At 41.7% G+C, this 1,531-nt stretch carries 2 protein-coding genes; both read left to right on the top strand.

Features of this window, described 5'->3' with window-relative positions; all coding sequences use genetic code 11:
* Positions 1 to 232 precede the first annotated feature (232 nt).
* The gene (locus tag PX481_RS05745) at positions 233 to 838 is read left to right on the top strand and encodes a Uma2 family endonuclease (RefSeq protein ID WP_285891441.1); all 606 of its coding nucleotides are present in this window, start codon (positions 233 to 235) and stop codon (positions 836 to 838) included.
* 82 nt (positions 839 to 920) lie between these two features.
* Positions 921 to 1,454 (top strand): 5-(carboxyamino)imidazole ribonucleotide mutase, encoded by a 534-nt coding sequence (purE, locus tag PX481_RS05740; protein ID WP_002761719.1) that lies wholly within the window; start codon positions 921 to 923, stop codon positions 1,452 to 1,454.
* The last annotated feature ends 77 nt before the right edge of the window (positions 1,455 to 1,531 follow it).

Raw genomic sequence — 1,531 nt, 5'->3', positions numbered from 1 at the left:
TTCCGATATTTATAGGAATCGTGTAGCTAATTTTGATGATCAATTAATCTTAACGGCTTGTGGATTATGGAATTTTTATTTAGCGGCAGCATAAGCATTAATTAAAAGGAGAAGCAAGCTGAACTTCTCACAAAATAATTCATTCGGCTTTTTCTTATTTTGCAACAAGTCTATTATGGCGCAAGAGCAGTGATTAAGCTAAACGGCGCTTAACCTGCATGATCCAACAGCTATAACCCTTTTGGAGTCTATATCGGTGATCCGAAGTAAAAGCCGTTTAGCTTACTACGCTTCGGGAAATCTAACCATCTACTACAACGCGGAACAACTAAAAAAACGTGATTTCTGTGGTTCCGATTTTTTTGTGGTTTTAGATACCGAAAAACGTCCCCGCAAAAGTTGGGTAGTCTGGGGAGAACAGGGGAAATATCCGGATGTAATTGTCGAGATTCTCTCCGATTCTACGGCCAATATTGACCGCAATAACAAGAAAATTCTCTATCAGAATACCTTTCGCACTCCTAATTATTTTGGGTTTGATCCTAATACTTTAGAATTACAAGGATTTAGACTAATTGATGGACAATATCAAGCCATTTCTCCCAATGAACAGGGTTATCTCTGGAGTGAACAGTTAGGATTATATTTAGGGATATTTGACCGTAAACTGCGTTATTTTACCGCCGATGGTCAATTAGTCCCCACTCCTCAAGAAGCGGAATTACAGCAACGACAGGCAAAAGAACAGGCTCTTTTAGAAAAAGAAAGGGAACGACAAGCTAAGGAAAAATTAGCCCAAAAATTGCGAGAATTAGGCATCGATCCCGATGCAATTTAGGGGAAATCTGATCAGTAGGGTTTGAAGACAAAATAACAAACCCTGCTATAAGATTAAAAAGCAAAATTATTTTCTAGCAGTTATGGTGACAGCAGCGCCCCTAGTGGGTGTAATTATGGGCAGTGATTCCGACTTACCCACCATGAAAGAAGCGATCGCAGTTTTAGAGGTTTTTCAGATTAGCCACGAAGTCACCATTGTCTCGGCCCATCGTACCCCCGAAAAAATGTTTGAATACGGCAAAAACGCTCATTTAAGGGGAATAAAAGTGATTATCGCTGGAGCCGGCGGGGCTGCCCATTTACCCGGGATGGTGGCATCTTTAACCCCCTTACCCGTGATTGGAGTTCCCGTAGTCACGCGCACTTTACAAGGGTTAGACTCTCTCTATTCAATTGTACAGATGCCCGCAGGCATTCCCGTGGCCACGGTGGCGATCGGTAATGCCAAAAATGCCGGACTTTTAGCGGTTCAAATTCTCGCCATCGGTAATGCTGATCTTTTAGAGCAAGTTATCGCCTATCGTCAATCCCTCAGCGATTCCGTCCTCGAAAAACAAAGCAATCTTCAACGACTAGGCTATCAAGACTATCTAGGGCAGAGTTCACCTAAGTAGGGTAGATTGAGAAAAGATTAAGTAACAAATTATGAAGTAATTATGCGTTGGATCACCGCTTGTGTATTGAGTCTATT

The sequence above is a fragment of the Microcystis sp. M53603_WE2 genome (assembly GCF_030065435.1).
This window is presented reverse-complemented; position numbering and strand designations above follow the sequence as displayed.